13 protein-coding genes are annotated in these 14,739 nt (G+C 66.4%); 7 read left to right on the forward strand and 6 right to left on the reverse strand.

All coding sequences use genetic code 11. From position 1 onward, the window contains the following. Positions 1–172: 172 nt before the first annotated feature. Entirely contained in the window at positions 173–850 is a 678-nt protein-coding gene (locus ACODS4_RS04410; RefSeq protein ID WP_488861108.1) for a substrate-binding periplasmic protein, read from the forward strand. Positions 851–984: 134 nt separating this feature from the next. Then, entirely contained in the window at positions 985–1,623 is a 639-nt protein-coding gene (locus ACODS4_RS04415) for a glutathione S-transferase family protein (RefSeq protein ID WP_488861109.1), read from the forward strand. A gap of 15 nt (positions 1,624–1,638) precedes the next feature. On the opposite strand, the gene ACODS4_RS04420 is transcribed toward ACODS4_RS04415, so the two are convergent. The 3 genes from ACODS4_RS04420 to ACODS4_RS04430 are packed head-to-tail and all read right to left on the reverse strand — an operon-like array spanning position 1,639 to position 3,587. Beyond that, positions 1,639–1,971: a DUF1244 domain-containing protein gene (locus tag ACODS4_RS04420; RefSeq protein ID WP_488861111.1), complete on the reverse strand. Its 333-nt coding sequence runs from the start codon at positions 1,969–1,971 to the stop codon at positions 1,639–1,641. Between the two features lie 22 nt (positions 1,972–1,993). Then, positions 1,994–3,229 carry a DUF2478 domain-containing protein gene (locus tag ACODS4_RS04425; RefSeq protein ID WP_488861113.1) on the reverse strand — a complete coding sequence of 412 codons (1,236 nt, stop codon included), beginning with the start codon at positions 3,227–3,229 and terminating at the stop codon, positions 1,994–1,996. A gap of 43 nt (positions 3,230–3,272) precedes the next feature. Continuing rightward, on the reverse strand, positions 3,273–3,587 hold the full coding sequence (locus ACODS4_RS04430) for a sulfurtransferase TusA family protein (RefSeq protein ID WP_488861115.1): 315 nt from the start codon (positions 3,585–3,587) through the stop codon (positions 3,273–3,275). A 134-nt stretch (positions 3,588–3,721) separates the two neighbouring features. Here ACODS4_RS04430 and ACODS4_RS04435 point away from each other — a divergent pair, with 134 nt between their 5' ends. After that, positions 3,722–4,978 carry an Hsp70 family protein gene (locus ACODS4_RS04435; protein WP_488861117.1) on the forward strand — a complete coding sequence of 419 codons (1,257 nt, stop codon included), beginning with the start codon at positions 3,722–3,724 and terminating at the stop codon, positions 4,976–4,978. A gap of 167 nt (positions 4,979–5,145) precedes the next feature. After that, complete coding sequence (locus tag ACODS4_RS04440) at positions 5,146–6,255, forward strand: fatty acid desaturase (RefSeq protein ID WP_488861119.1); 1,110 nt, start codon at positions 5,146–5,148, stop codon at positions 6,253–6,255. Positions 6,256–6,648: 393 nt separating this feature from the next. Here ACODS4_RS04440 and mutS read toward each other — a convergent pair whose 3' ends face one another. Next, a complete protein-coding gene (gene mutS, locus ACODS4_RS04445; RefSeq protein WP_488861121.1) occupies positions 6,649–9,357 on the reverse strand; it encodes a DNA mismatch repair protein MutS in 2,709 nt (902 codons plus the stop codon). A 247-nt stretch (positions 9,358–9,604) separates the two neighbouring features. On the opposite strand from mutS, the gene ACODS4_RS04450 reads away from it, so the two are divergent. Beyond that, a complete protein-coding gene (locus ACODS4_RS04450; RefSeq protein WP_488861123.1) occupies positions 9,605–10,114 on the forward strand; it encodes a hypothetical protein in 510 nt (169 codons plus the stop codon). 31 nt (positions 10,115–10,145) lie between these two features. Here the strand turns inward: ACODS4_RS04450 and ACODS4_RS04455 are convergent, their stop codons facing one another. Then, positions 10,146–10,481 carry a hypothetical protein gene (locus ACODS4_RS04455; RefSeq protein WP_488861125.1) on the reverse strand — a complete coding sequence of 112 codons (336 nt, stop codon included), beginning with the start codon at positions 10,479–10,481 and terminating at the stop codon, positions 10,146–10,148. 217 nt (positions 10,482–10,698) lie between these two features. Next, positions 10,699–11,025: a hypothetical protein gene (locus ACODS4_RS04460; protein ID WP_488861126.1), complete on the reverse strand. Its 327-nt coding sequence runs from the start codon at positions 11,023–11,025 to the stop codon at positions 10,699–10,701. 387 nt (positions 11,026–11,412) lie between these two features. Here ACODS4_RS04460 and ACODS4_RS04465 point away from each other — a divergent pair, with 387 nt between their 5' ends. Together ACODS4_RS04465 and ACODS4_RS04470 are read left to right on the forward strand one after the other, a co-directional pair. Continuing rightward, a complete protein-coding gene (locus tag ACODS4_RS04465; protein WP_488861128.1) occupies positions 11,413–14,274 on the forward strand; it encodes a [protein-PII] uridylyltransferase in 2,862 nt (953 codons plus the stop codon). Then, the gene (locus ACODS4_RS04470) at positions 14,271–14,714 is read left to right on the forward strand and encodes a DUF29 domain-containing protein (RefSeq protein ID WP_488861130.1); all 444 of its coding nucleotides are present in this window, start codon (positions 14,271–14,273) and stop codon (positions 14,712–14,714) included. Before ACODS4_RS04465 ends, ACODS4_RS04470 begins: the two co-directional genes overlap by 4 nt. Positions 14,715–14,739 lie beyond the last annotated feature (25 nt).

Genomic DNA, 14,739 nt, shown 5'->3' on the forward strand with positions numbered 1-14,739 from the left:
CTTCCAATACAGAAACGAATTTTTGGAAAGGGATGTTGGAATGAGAAAGCATGCCATCCGGTTTTTTTCGTTTCTAACGATATCGTTCATTGTCCTTTCGTTTGTCTCCAGTCCCGCGCAAGCGGGCGGGCGGTTGGAAAAAATTGCTGAGGATAAGAAACTTCGCGTCTGCATGTGGCCAGATTATTATGCGATCTCGTTCCGCAACCCGCGCACCAACGCTCTGGAGGGGGTGGACGTCGAACTTGCCGGGGCGTTCGCCGCCGACCTCGGGGCGTCGTTGGAGTTTGTTGAAACCAGCTTTCCCCGCTTCATCGAGGATTTGCTGGCCGACCGCTGCGACATCAGCATGTTCGGCATCGGCGCCACCCCGGCCCGCGCGGCGAAGGTGTCGTTCAGCCAGCCTTATCTGCGCAGCGGCATCTACGCCGTCACCACCAAGACCAACGCGCAAATTCACCGCTGGGCGGACCTGGATCAGGAAGGCAACGTCGTCGTCGTCCAAAGCGGCACCTTCATGGATGGCTACGCGCGAAGCGCCATGACCCACGCCCGCGTCGTCGCCGTCGCCCGCCCGCAGGAACGCGAGGAAGAGGTGCAATCCGGACGGGCCGACGCCTTTCTGACCGATTACCCCTATGGCCAAAGGATGCTGGCCTTCCACCCCTGGGCGCAGTTGATCGTTCCCGATCAACCCGTGCAGCCGACGCCCTACGCCTACGCGGTCGCGCCGGGGGATGAGGCGTGGCTGGCGCGGGTCAACGCTTTCGTGTCCGCCATCAAGGCCGATGGCCGACTGGCGGCGGCGGCGGCGCGTTACAAGCTGACGCCGATCGTTGCGTTGGATTGACTGGGCGTTGGATTGACCGGCGCGGGATTGAGACGGGCGTGGTGGACGGCGCAGGGTTGCCCGCTGGGCATGACGGTTGGCCCTTGGGATTGCGTGGCTCGTGGTATTATCCGCCCTCGGATGGAATCTGACGAATGGAGCCTGCGGTGATCCTGATTGGCCAATATGATTCGCCCTTTGTCCGCCGTGTCGCCATCGCCCTGCGGCTGTACGGCCTGCCGTTCGAGCATCGGCCTTGGTCCGTGTTTGGCGACGCCGACGCGCTGGCCGCCTACAACCCGTTGAAGCGGGTGCCGACGCTGGTGTTGGACGATGGCGATGTCTTGATCGACAGCGCGGTCATCCTGGATTGGCTGGACGAGTTGGCGGGGCCGGACCGCGCGCTGTTTCCCCGCAGCGGCGTGGAGCGGCGGCGCGCGCTGAAAATCGCCGCCCTGGCCATGGGGTTGGGCGACAAGGCGGTCAGTCTGGTCTATGAGCGGGTGATGCATCAGACCTCCTCCCAAATCTGGGTGGAGCGCTGCACGTCGCAGGTGTCCGGCGTGCTCGACGCGCTGGAGGCCGACCGCGCCGCGCGGCCCGGTCCCTGGTGGTTCGGCGAGCGGATCGGCCACGCCGACATCGCCGTCGGCTGCGTCCTGCGCTTCATCGGCGAGGCGCACCCCGCCGTCTTTGATCGCCAGCGTTGGCCGACCCTGGCCGCCCATTCCGCAGCCTGCGAAGGGTTGGAGCCGTTTCAGGCCATCGCCCAACCCTTCTTCGTCAGCGCGTAACCCAACGAGAGTCGATCAGCGGGCGTTGTGCCCGCTGATCTCGGCGTGCAGGGGCTTGGTCTCCTCGAACTGGCGTTGCTGTTCGGGGCTGGCCTCTTTCTGGTGTTTGGCCTTCCAGTCGGCGTAGGGCATGCCGTAGACGGCGATCCGGGCGTCTTCGTCGCTCAGCGTCACGCCGCGTTCCTTGGCGGCGGCGGCGTACCATTTCGACAGGCAATTGCGGCAGAAACCCGCCAGAGTCATCAGGTCGATGTTCTGCACGTCGGTCCGCTTTTGCAGATGCGCGACCAGACCGCGAAAGGCGGCGGCTTCCAGCTCGATGCGGGTCTGGGGGTCCAGGTCGGCCATGGGAATCTCTCTCTTGTAAGGCTTAAGGCTGAGATATAGGGGGCCGGTGCAGCGTGACCATCCGGCCATGGGGGTGAAAATCGCGGGAGCCGCCGCCGTCGGCGATCACGCGGGCCACCGCCGCCCGGTCCTCGGCGACGAATCCGGCCAGCGATTCCACGCCATAGCGGAACAGGCGCGGGGTCAGCGGCGTGCCGGGGCCGATCATCGCCACCCGCGCGCCCGCCGCCACGCGCAACAGCCGGGGCAGGGTGCGGTTGGCGAAGGCCGACGCGGTGACGGCGACGGCGTCCGCCCCCGGCAGCAGCCAATCGCAGGCGGGTTCGGGATGCTCGCCCGCGCGCGGGTTCATGTCGATGACGTGGGCGCGCGGCAGACGCTGGGCGATTTGCGGGAAGCCGCCGATCACCACCACGCGGCCCTCCACCGCCGCGAACAGATCCAGCCCGTTGCCCGGCGCGCCGTCCCGATCCGGGCGGTTGTAATGGGCGTTGAGCGCGGCGACGCCGACGGCGATGTCCAGCGGATCCCAGGAACGGGCGGCCAGCGTCGCCAGATCGCGCAGACCGCGCCCGGCCCAGCGCATGGCGTCGTCCGCTCCCGTGTCGGCGTTTTGCCGGGCGGCGACGCCCAGACCCTCGGCGGTTTCGACCAGCACCCATTTCGCGCCGATCACCACCTTGCGCACGTCGGCGTCCGTCACCCCGTTCAGCAGATCGTCGTAGAGGCGCTGCGGCCCCCACCAACGCCACAGCGCGTCCTCCGTCGGCGTCAGCAGATCGGTGAAGCCGCCGGTGAAGGTCTGCCATTCGTTGAGGAAGCGGCTGCCGACGCTGGTCAGCACCGGGATCCCCTCGGCGATGCCGGACAGCAGCTCGTCCGCCAGCCCGTCGCCCTGGGCTTCCAGACCGGCGAATTTGTTGACCACCAGCAGATCGACCCGCTCGGCCACGGCGCGGCGCACCGCCTGACTGGCGTCGGCGACCCCGGTCGGATCGACCCGGCAGGATTGCGAATCCCGGCCCAGCCGCTGGGTGATGTCGAAGGCGTGGCCGGTGGCGACGTCCACCAACTCCATCACCTCGGCGCAATCGTCGATGGCCCCATGGTTGCGCTGGACCAGCCCGCCGACGCGGAATCCCCGGCTCTTCAGCTCCGCCACGAAGCCGTCGAGCAGCGCGTCCACCCCCGCCGAACCGGGGCCATGGACGACCGCGCCGGGACGCAACGGCGGAAGGGCGGCGGGGGGAAGCGTCATGGGCGGCGGATCCTTGGGGCAAGGGAGCGCCGACGCGGGGGCCTCAGCCGCCGCGACGGATGTGGTAGACGAACAGGGCGCCGTGCGCCGGGTCGGGGCGGGTTTCGTGGGCGATCAGCGCGTTGTCGGTGGTGTTGCAGAAATGCTTGAAGTCGATGACGGAGGCGGGATCGGTGGCGTGAACGATCACCTCCTCCCCCAGCGCCATCTGGTCGAGCAGGGCGCGGGTGCGCAGGATTGGCAGCGGGCAATGCAGCCCGGTCACATCAAGCTCTCTCACCGGCACCGCGCCCGCCCCCTGATTGGTTTGCGTGAAATCCTCAACGCGGCCATGACTGTAGCCGGTTCTTCCCGTCATCTCCAGCCGGTTGCGGCGGCGCTTTGGCCGAACGGGCGGCTTGATCCCGGGGCGACGAGCGTTTATAGGCTCGCCCCTTTTGCGGATCCCGGACGTCTGGGCAGGACCGACGGTCAAGGAATGAGGCACGAGCGATGACGGCATGCGGTTTGGATTTCGGCACGTCCAACACCACGCTTGGGGTGCATGACGCCACGGACGGCTTTCGCCTGCTGGCGCTGGACGGGACGCGCACGACGCTGCCCACCGCCGTTTTCTTCGATTTCGAGGCGGACGCCGTGACCATTGGGCAGGCGGCGGTCGATTCCTACGTGTCGGGGGTCGAGGGGCGGTTGATGCGCTCGATCAAGTCGATGCTCGGCACCGATCTGATCGACGCCGACACGGCGCTGCGCAAGGGTCGGATCAGCTTCCGCGCCGTCATCGGCACGTTCCTGGACACGGTGAAGAAACGCGCGGAAACGACGCTGGGCCGCGAATTGGGCGACGTCGTGGTCGGGCGCCCGGTCCATTTCGTCGATGGCGACGCGGCGGGCGACGCGGCGGCGGAAGACGCGTTGGGGACCATCGCGCGGGCGGCGGGGTTCCGGCACGTCTCCTTTCAGTTTGAACCCATCGCCGCCGCGCTGGATTACGAACAGCAGGTGTCGGGCGAGGAGCTGGCGCTGATCGCCGACATCGGCGGCGGCACGTCCGACTTTTCCGTGGTGCGGATCGGGCCGGAGCGGCGCGGCAAGGCGGATCGGGCGGGCGACATTCTGGCCAACGACGGCATCCGCGTCGGCGGCACCGATTTCGACCGCGACCTCAGCCTCGCCACCGCCATGCCGGAGTTGGGGCTTGGCAGCGCGCTGAAGCGGGTCGGGCTGCTGGCCCCCAAGAGCGTCTATTACGATCTCGCCACCTGGTCGAAGATCAATTTCCTCTACACCGCCAAGGCGCTGGCCGAGTTGGAGCGGCTGATGCGCGATTCGGCGGCGCCGGAGAAGATCGAACGCTTGATCGGCATCGTCGAGCACCGCCAAGGCCACGCGCTGGCGATGGCGGTGGAGCGGGCCAAGATCGCCCTGTCCGACCATGACGAAACCTTGCTGGCGCTGGATTGGGGCGACGGGGCGCTGTCCTTGCCGGTGGACGTCGCGGGTTTGAATCGGGCGACCGGATCGTTGGCGGCGCGCATCGGCGCCCGCATCCGCGATTGTCTGGCCGACGCGGGCGTGACCGCCGACCAGATCGACGCGGTGTTCCTGACCGGCGGCTCCACCCTGCTGCCGCAGGTCCGCGCGGCGATTCTGGCCGAAGCGCCCGACGCCCGTGTGGTCGAAGGGAATATTTTTGGATCGGTCGGGTTGGGTTTGACGGTCGAGGCGCAACGGCGTTACGGGGCCTGATGGAGAACATTGCGGCGGCGTTGGCGGCGGGCGCGCGGCATTTTAGAAAATTTGCCTCACCCCATTTTTGCGACAGTATTTCCCCGAATCTTCAGGTATTTTGCCGCCCGGAAATTCTCACCTGAGAATGTCCCAAGGCCACCTTTGATCGCGGAAACCCCTTCGCAATGACCGTCGTTGCCCCGGCGCAGACTCACGGCGCCCCCCAGTCGCGCACCGAAACCGTGACCTCGACCCCCAACCTTTCAAACGCTGGGCCATCAAGCGCCGCGAAGGACCGCAAGGCCCAGGCGCGTTTGTGGGCGGAACGGTTGGCCGATTACAAGACCCCGGTGGCCCGCCGCAGCATCGGCCAGTTGGCCAGCACGCTGTTGCCGCTCGCCGGGTTGGTCGCCGCGATGGGCTACGCGTTGGAGGTCGGCTATTGGCTGTCCCTGCTGCTGGCGATCCCGGCGGCGCTGTTCCTGACCCGCCTGTTCGTGCTTCAGCATGATTGCGGCCATGGCTCCTTCTTCAAGGCGGATTGGGCCAACAATCTGGTGGGGCGTTGCCTGAGCGTCTTCACCGTCACCCCGTACGAGGTGTGGCGGCGCGATCACGCCATCCATCACGCCACCTCGGGCAATCTCGACAAGCGCGGCACCGGCGACATCAACACCCTGACGGTGCGCGAATATCTGGCGCTCAGCCGCTGGCAACGGTTCCTCTACCGCGCCTATCGTCACCCGCTGGTTCTGTTCGGCGTCGGCCCGACGGTGCTGTTCATGTGGAAATTCCGCTTTCCGCTGAGCGGGCAGGAGCGCGACGTCAAGGCCTGGATCAGCGTTCTGTCCACCAACGTGATGATCGGCGGCGGGTTGGCCCTGTTCATGCTGGCTTTCGGCGCGTTGCAGGTTCTGATGATCTGGGCGCCGGTGGTCATCCTGGCGGCGACCATCGGGATTTGGCTGTTCTACGTCCAGCACCAGTTTGAAAACGTCTATTGGCGCAAACAGAAAGAGTGGGATTTCCACGAGGCGGCGATTGAAGGCTGCTCCTTCTACGATCTGCCGGGCTGGCTGCATTGGATCACCGGCTATATCGGCTATCACCACGTTCATCATCTGGCCTCGCGCGTGCCGAATTACCGCCTGCGCGATTGCCATCTGGCGATTCAGGATTTCCAGAAGGTCGCCAAGCTGGGGATCTGGGAGAGCTTCGCCACCGTCAAGCTGGCCCTGATCGACGAAGACAACCAGCGCATGATCCGCTTCCGCGACCTGCGGGCGGCGGCGTAAGGTTTTTTGAACGGCCCTCCAAACCCCTCTCCCGCAAGCGCTACCGGATTCACACATCTTTTTCTTGCTGCAACCAATTGGAATGAAACGGATTTTCCGTCATCCCCGCGCAGGCGGGGATCCAGAGTTTGCCAGACGAACCCTATGGGTAAGTCTGGATTCCCGCCTTCGCGGGAATGACGGAGAAAAATTCTTTTTCTTCCAATGAGTTGCCTAAACCGAAGATGTGTGCATCCAGTAGCCCGCAAGCGGGAGAGGGTGGCCCGAAGGGCCGGGTGAGGGGTTCGCAAGAATAAGCGGGTTCGCGACGACGAACCCCTCACCCTCCCCACGCGGACGCGTGGGTCCCCTCCCTCTCCCGCATGGCGGGAGAGGGCAGGCGCAGGGGCGAGGTTATTTTCCCACCATGCCGCGCAGGCGGTAGAGTTCGTCCAGCGCGGCGCGGGGCGTCAGGCTGTCGGGGTCGATGGCGCGCAGGGTCTCTTCCACCGGCGATGGGCCGCTGGGCGGCGGGGCGTTGTCGGACACCGGCGCGGGGGCGCGTTTCAGGGCGGCGCTGAACAGCGGCAAATCTTCGGCCAAGCGGTGGATCGCCGCGTTCTGGTCGCCCGATTCCAACAGCTTCAACACCGCTTCGGCCCGTCCGACCACCGCCGGGGGCAGCCCGGCCAGCTTGGCGACGTGAATGCCATAGCTGCGGTCGGCGGATCCCGCCGTGACCTCGTGCAGAAACACGACGTCGCCCTGCCATTCCTTGATCCGCATGGTGTGGCAGGACAGGGCGGGCAGCTTGGACGCCAGCATCGTCAGTTCGTGGTAATGGGTGGCGAACAGCGCGCGGCAGCGGTTGACGTCGTGCAGGCTTTCCACGCAGGCCCAGGCGATGGACAGGCCGTCGAAGGTGGCGGTGCCGCGCCCGATCTCGTCCAGGATGACCAGCGCGCGGGCGCCGGACTGGTTGAGGATGGCGGCGGTCTCCACCATCTCCACCATGAAGGTGGAGCGCCCGCGCGCCAGATCGTCCGCCGCGCCGACGCGGCTGTACAGGCGATCCACCGCGCCGATGTGGGCGCGTTCGGCGGGAACGAAGCTGCCGATCTGGGCCAGCACGGCGATCAGGGCGTTCTGGCGCAGAAAGGTCGATTTGCCCGCCATGTTCGGGCCGGTCAGCAGCCACAGTCGGCTGTCGGGGGCCAGATCGCAATCGTTGGCGACGAAGGGACCGGCGTGGGCGGCGTCCAACACCGCCTCCACCACCGGATGCCGCCCGCCTTGGATCGAGAAGGCCAGCGAATCATCGACCAGGGGGCGGGTGTAGCGCCGCTCCGCCGCCAGTTCGGCCAGCGCGGTGGCGACGTCCAGTTCGGCCAGCGCGTGGGCGGCCAGCGCGACGGCGTCGGCGCGGCTCGCCACCGCCTCCACCAACTCGTTGAACAGGCCGATTTCGACGGCCAGCGCCTTGTCGGCGGCCTCCGAAATCCGCCGTTCCAGGTCCGACAGCTCCACCGTGCCGAAGCGCACGGCGTTCGCCATGGTCTGGCGGTGCATGAAGGTTTCCCGCCCCTTGCCGGTCATCAGCTTGTCGGCGTGGGTGGCGGTGACTTCGATGTGATAGCCCAGCACGTTGTTGTGCTTGACCTTCAGCGACGGGACCCCGGCGAGGTCGGCGTATTTGGTTTGCAACCCGGCGATCAGGCGGCGGCTTTCGTCGCGCAGAGTCACCAACTCGTCCAGCGGATAGGAATAGCCGCGTGCGATGAAACCGCCGTCGCGCGCCAGCAAGGGCAGGTCGGGGGCCAGCGCCTGAGTCAAGGTCCCGACCAGTTCGCCATGCTCGCCGAGGCGCCGATCCACCAGCGCCAAGCCTTCCGGCAGCGGGCTGACGTCGTTCAACAATTGCCGGACGATGGCCGCCTGAATCAAGCCGTCGCGCACCGCCGCCAGATCGCGCGGGCCGCCGCGCCCCAGGGTCAGGCGAGTCAGGGCGCGTTCCAGATCCGGGCAGCGGCGCAGCGTTTCGCGCAGACCGCCGCGCAACCGCTCCTCGGTCTGGGCGAACTCCACCATGTCCAGGCGGGCGGCGATGGCGGCGGGGTCGGTCAGCGGGGCCGACAGATGGGCCGACAGCAGCCGCGCCCCGGCCCCCGTCACCGTGCGGTCGATGGTGGCCAGCAGGCTGCCGCGCCGCTCGCCGGTCAGGCTGCGGGTCAGTTCCAGATTGCGCCGGGTCGAGGCGTCGATCTCCATGACCGCGCCGGGGCCGACGCGGCGCGGCGGCGACAGGCGGGGAACCCGGCCCTTCTGCGTCAACTCGACATAACCGACCAGCGCCCCCGCCGCCGCCACCTCGGCGCGGGTGAACAGGCCAAAGGCGTCCAGCGTGCCGACGCCATAGAGGCTTTGCAGGCGCTGTTTGCCGTTTTCGCTGTCGAAACGCGGGTTGGGTTGGATGGTCAAACGGGATTTCCACTCGCCCCACAGCTCGAACAGGTCGGGCTGCTGGGCGAGCTTTTCGGAAATCAGCACCTCTTGCGGGTCGAGGCGGCCCAGCGCCGCGCCCAAGCCCGCGCGCTCGACCGGCTGGACCACCAGCTCGCCGGTGGACATCTCCAGCCACGCCAGCCCGACGCCGCCCGCCGTTTCGGCGATGGCCGCCAGCCAGTTGGAGGAGCGGGAATCGAGCAGGCTGTCTTCGGTCAGCGTGCCGGGGGTGACGATGCGGATGACGCCGCGCTTGACCACCGATTTGGCCCCGCGCTTCTTGGCTTCCGCCGGATCTTCCATCTGTTCGCAAATGGCGACGCGGATGCCTTGGCGGATCAGGCGTTGCAGGTAATTTTCGTGGGAATGGACCGGCACGCCGCACATCGGGATGTCTTCGCCCAGATGCTGGCCGCGCTTGGTCAGCGCGATGTCCAGCGCGGCGGCGGCCTGCACCGCGTCCTGAAAGAACATCTCGTAGAAATCGCCCATCCGATAGAACAGCAGGCAATCCGGGTGCGCCCGCTTGATCTCCAGATACTGCGCCATCATCGGCGTGGCGTCGGGCGGGATGACGATGTCGGCGGCGGCGGTGTCGGACACGGCGGGAAACTCGACCATAAGGATAAGGAACGGCGATGAGGCGGCGCACGAGGCGGCGCAGCCTAGCACGCGGTCCGGGCGGCGGCGACCCGCAGGAAGGGGCGGCGGGCGCTGGGACAATCAGACGCGCGCGAATGATTGCGATTTCACCGGCTTGCCATTGACGGGCGCGCGTGTCGGGACGTTCAATGGAGGGGAACCGGCGGCGCGCCGCGTCGATCCGGTTCCGCAAAACACCGAATCAAACGACCGGGAGTCGGCCATCATGACGCAATCGACCGCACAGAACGCCCCCCGCGAGGTGCGGGAGGTCGTCGCCTTGTTCACCAGTCGGGCTACGTTCGACCAGGCGGTCGCCGCGCTGCTGGGGGATGGGTTCGACCGTTCGGATTTGTCGATCCTGGCCAGCCACACCTCGCTGGAAGCCGCCGACCCCAAGGCGGCCAAGCCGCGCGACGAGGCGTTGACCGGGCTGGTGGGCGAGTTGAAATACGCCTTTCCCCTGACCACCGCCGGGCTGATCGCCATCGTCGGCGGCCCGATCGAGGCGGCGGTCGCCGCCCTGGTCGCCGCCGGTCTGGGCGGCGTGGCGATCAAGGATTATCTGGACGAGTTGACCAGCCACCCCAAGCCGGACGAATTTTCCCGCGCGTTGGAGGCGGGCGGCGTCATCCTGTGGGTGGCGGTGACAGACGACGAGCGCGAGTTGCGCGCCACGGCCCTGCTGGAGCGCGAGGGCGGGCAGAACGTCCATCTGTCGGCGCGCGAGGCGTAAGGGAGGAAACAGCGGCGAGGGGGCGGGCCGGTCAGGCGACCATGTTCAGCGCCGCCCCGCGCTGCGCGTCCTTGCCGGTCAGCTTGCGCTTGATCTCTTCGGCGATCTCTTTTTCAACGGATTCCCGTTTTTTGGAATCCATTGTCTGAAGATCCTCTTCGGACATCTTATGACGGGCCAGCCAATCGTCGCGGATGCGCTGCGCTGGCGTCTTCTTCGCTTCGGCGAGGAAGGCGTCGGCGGCGCTGGTTTTCGGCGCGGCGACCTCGCCGTTTGTCGCGCCGCTCTCGCTCGCGCCGCTTTTGGCGGTCGAACGGGTTTGGGCGTAGGGGTTGGTCGCGTAGCTGGAATAGCCGGAGATCTGCATGGCGGGCGTCCCGAAACGGCGGGGTTGGCGCCGCGACCGGGATTCCGGGCGGCGCGTCGAAACGCCAAGCAGATGTTGTGCCAAGACTGAAAATTATTTTATATCAAAGCATTGACTGGGTTTTGGGGTGGAAGCCCCGCCGCGTTCAGGCAGGATCGCGTCGGTTGTTTTTTCCGGTGGGAAATTTCTTCCCAGGCTTGTTGTCTTGCGTGACCGCTCAGGCGGCGCGGGCGTGGCGGTGGATTTTGCGCGATCCGGCGACCCGCAGACCATGGGCCTTGAACTCGGCTTGCAGGATGGAGGCCCAGCCCATGCGGATGACCACCAGCTTGAAGCTGTCGGCGATGTCGCGCCCGGCGACCAGATCGGTGATCTGCCACATCAGCGTCTCGTCCACCGCCTTGGGGTAAAGCCGCGTCACGCGCAGCAGGCGGGCCATCAGCGCGGCGGGCGATTGCTGACCGTCCAGCCCGCGTTCGGCCATGGTCAGGGCGTCGCCCAAAGCCGTCAATTCCCGCCGACCGTTGTCCATGCCGCCAACCATGATCCACCGCCTTCCCACCAACGCTTCCATTCATCCTGGTCTGGAAATCCAACCCGAACAGTGACGGCGGTCACAGGCGGGACGAATTTCAACCCAGATTCGCCCGTCCGTCTGGGGCAGCCGGATGAAGGGTTATAAACCTGTGATAGAGGATTTTCCGTCATCCCCGCGAAGGCGGGGATCCAGGCTTTCCGGTCAGATTCGCTCTGCGAACTCTGGATCCCCGCCTTCGCGGGGATGACGAATTTTCCAATAAAGGAATTTCAAGCCTTCACCCGATTGCCCTGCGCCCCTCCGCCATCAGGCGTGCCAAGGCTGGACTTTGCCGTTATAGTTCAAACGGTCTGTCCAGCCCGGACAGCCGATGATGTGAGGTCGGTTCCCTTGATGCTGTCCGCACGCGCCGCCGCGCCGCTCGCCCCGCCCAAGCCCCACACGATTCCCAACAAGCGCGCGATCATCTCGCGGCGAAAGCTGTCCGGCGAGCTTGAGGCGCTGGTGGCCGAACATGGTGTGGGCGACAAACTCCGCCCCGCGTTGATCGCCTGCCTGCGCCGCACCCTGGCCGAGGGGCGGGAGGAGGTGCGCAAGCGCTTTGAGGCCGGTGGTTCGGGCGAGGATTGCGTGCGGGAGAATTGCTATCTGGCCGACCGGCTGATCGGCTCGCTGGCCGATTTCACCGTTCTGCACATTTTCCCCACCGCCAACCCGACCTCGGGCGAGGTGTTCGACATCTCCGCGACCGGCGGCTATGGCCGGGGGGAGTTGGCGCCGGCGTCGGACATCGACCTTCTGTTCCTGCTGCCTTACAAGCGCACCCCGCGCGTGGAGCAGGTCGTCGAATACATGCTCTACATCCTGTGGGATCTGGGGCTGAAGGTCGGCCACGCCGTGCGCAGCGTGGACGAGTGCATCCGCCAATCCAAGGCCGACGTCACCATCCGCACGGCGATCCTGGAGGCCCGCTATCTGTGGGGGCCGGGCCAACTGTTCGCCGAACTCCGCAAGCGCTTCGACAAGGACGTCGTCATCGGCACCGGCCCGGAATTCGTCGAGGCCAAGCTGGCCGAGCGCGACAACCGCCATTTGAAGATGGGCGACAGCCGTTACGTGCTGGAACCCAATCTGAAGGACGGCAAGGGCGGCCTGCGCGATCTGCAAACCCTGTTCTGGATCGCCAAATACCTCTACCGGGTCGAAGGCGTCGATGAGCTGGTCGGCAAGAAGGTGCTGACGCCGGAAGAGGCGCAGCGCTTCGCCAAGGCGCAGAACTTCCTGTGGACCGCGCGCTGCCACCTGCATTACTTGACCGGGCGGTTGGAGGACCGCATGACGTTTGACGTCCAGACCTCCATCGGCGCGCGCATGGGCTACACCGACCATGCCGGGACCAAGGGCGTCGAACGCTTCATGAAGCATTACTTCCTGGTCGCCAAGGACGTCGGCGATCTGACGCGCATCTTCTGCGCGGCGCTGGAAGCGGAATCGAAACGCCCGCCGAAATTCAACCTGCTGCGTCTGGCCACGGTCGCCCGGCGCAAGGACGTGGACGGCTTCGTCGTCGATGGCGAGCGGCTGAACGCGCGCGACGAGCGCCAGTTCAAAGAAAAGCCGATCGACATGATCCGGCTGTTCCACACCGCCCAGATCAACGACATCGACGTCCACCCGAACGCCCTGCGCTCGATCACCCGCTCGCTGACGGCCATCGGGCCGAAGCTGCGGGCCGACCCGGAGGCGAACCGGCTGTTCCTCGACATTCTGACCGGGCTGAAGGATCCCGAAATCACCCTGCGCCGGATGAACGAGGCCGGGGTGATGGCCCGCTTCATCCCCGATTTCGGTCGGGTGGTGGCGCAGATGCAATACGACATGTACCACGTCTACACGGTGGACGAGCACACCCTGTTCGCCCTGGGCATCCTGCACAAGATCGCCGCCGGGGAGTTGGTGGACGAGCTGCCGCTGTCGTCGGAGGTGATCCACAAGGTCGTTTCCAAACGCGCGCTCTACGTCGCCGTCCTGCTGCACGACATCGCCAAGGGGCGCGGCGGCGACCATTCGGTGTTGGGCGCGCGGGTGGCGGAAAAGCTGTGCCCGCGTTTGGGGCTGACGGCGGAGGAAACCGAAACCGTGGCGTGGCTGGTGCGCTGGCATCTGGCCATGTCGCACACCGCCTTCAAACGCGATCTGGAGGATGAGAAGACCGTCCGCGATTTCGTCGCCCTGGTCCAATCGCCCGAGCGGCTGCGCCTGCTGCTGGTGCTGACGGTGGCCGACATCCGCGCGGTCGGGCCGCAGCGCTGGAACAATTGGAAGGCGGCGCTTCTGCGCGAACTCTACAACCGTTCCGAAGAGGTGATGTCCGGCGGCATGACGGTGGAGGGGCGCGGGCGCCGCATCCAGGCCGCCCAAGCCGCCTTGCGCGACGAGCTGACCGATTTCGACGACGCGGCTTACGAGCATCACAAGACCCTTGGCTATCCCGCCTATTGGCTGGCCTTCGACGCCGAAACGCTGGCCCACCACGCCCGCATCCTGCGCGGGGCGGAGCGCGACAAGCGGGAGCTGACGGTGGACACCCGCATCGACCGCAGCCGCGCGGTGACGGAGGTGACGATCTACGCCAGCGATCACCATGGCCTGTTCTCCCGCCTTGCCGGGGCTTTCGCCGCGTCGGGGGCGGACATTGTGGACGCCCGCATTTTCACCATGACCAACGGCATGGCGCTGGACGTCTTTTCGGTCCAGGACGCCGGGGCGGGCGGGGCGTTTGAAAGCGGCGACAAGCTGGCCAAGCTGTCGGTGATGATCGAACGGGTGCTGTCCGGGCAATTGAAGCCGTTGCAGGATCTGGCGACGCGCAAGACCTCCCACGCCAGCCGCACCCGCGTCTTCCATGTGCCGCCGCGCGTGCTGATCGACAACGCCGCCTCCACCACCCACACGGTGATCGAGGTGAACGGGCGCGACCGTCCCGGCCTGCTTTATGACCTGACCCGCGCCCTGTCGAACCTGACGCTTCAGATCTCCTCGGCGAAGATCTCGACCTTCGGCGAGAAGGCCATCGACGTCTTTTACGTGAAGGACGTGTTCGGCCTGAAGGTGACGCACGACGGAAAGTTGGCGAAAATCCGCGAGCGTCTGTTGCACGCGCTGGCCGACCCGTCGGGCGAGGCCCCGCCCCCCGCCCCGGTCAAACGCGCCCGGACCAAGGCGGCGGCGGAGGAGGAGGAGGAACCGGCGTGAGCGCGTCCCTTTACGACACCGACTTTTACGCCTGGGCGAACGAGCAGGCGGCGTTGCTGCGCGCCGGAAAGCTGAGCGACGCCGACATCGCCCACATCGCCGAGGAGATCGAGAGCATGGGCCGGAGCGAGAAGCGCGAACTGGTCAACCGCTTGGTCGTTCTGGCGCTTCACCTGCTGAAATGGCAGTTCCAACCCGGCTTGCGCGGCAACAGTTGGCGTTTGAGCGTCGAGGAGCAGCGTTACCGCCTGTCCAGCCACCTCGACGACAACCCAAGCCTCAAGGCCAGGCTCGATTCCGCCATTCACGACGCCTACCGTCTGGCCTTGATCGAGGCGGAAAAAGAAACCGGCTTGCCCCGGCGGGTGTTTCCGGCGGAATGCCCCTACAGCTTCGCGCAGATGATGGACGCCGGTTTTTGGCCGGAACAGGCCGATTGATCGGGTCCGCCCGACACGGAACGAA

The sequence above is a fragment of the Azospirillum sp. FG154 genome (assembly GCF_057809575.1).